This is a genomic window from Hydrogenophaga electricum, from assembly GCF_030160815.1.
Classification (GTDB): Bacteria; Pseudomonadota; Gammaproteobacteria; order Burkholderiales; family Burkholderiaceae_C; genus Hydrogenophaga; species Hydrogenophaga electricum.
Map to the genome: position 1 here is coordinate 1 of NZ_BSPB01000195.1, position 553 is coordinate 553.

1 pseudogene is annotated in these 553 nt (G+C 42.9%); it reads left to right on the top strand.

What is annotated here, in order from left to right:
• Nucleotides 1-553: pseudogene (locus QQK43_RS23820) on the top strand (F0F1 ATP synthase subunit beta); the annotation flags it as partial.

The following is a 553-nucleotide window of genomic DNA, read 5'->3' on the forward strand; positions in this document are numbered from 1 at the left end:
GTTCCTGTCGGTGGAGCTACTCTTGGACGAATTTTCAACGTTCTTGGGGAGCCTGTTGACAATTTGGGTCCTGTAGATACTAGTGCAACATTCCCTATTCATAGATCCGCGCCCGCCTTTATCGAGTTAGATACGAAATTATCCATCTTTGAAACTGGTATTAAGGTGGTCGATCTTTTAGCTCCTTATCGGCGTGGAGGAAAAATCGGACTATTTGGGGGAGCTGGAGTAGGTAAAACAGTACTCATCATGGAATTAATCAACAATATTGCTAAAGCTCACGGGGGCGTATCCGTATTTGGCGGAGTAGGGGAACGGACTCGTGAAGGAAATGATCTTTATATGGAAATGAAGGAATCTGGAGTAATTAATGAAAAAAATCTTGAGGAATCAAAGGTAGCTCTAGTCTATGGCCAAATGAATGAACCGCCAGGAGCTCGTATGAGAGTTGGTTTGACTGCCCTAACTATGGCAGAATATTTCCGAGATGTTAATAAGCAAGACGTGCTTCTATTCATCGATAATATCTTTCGTTTTGTTCAAGCAGGATCGG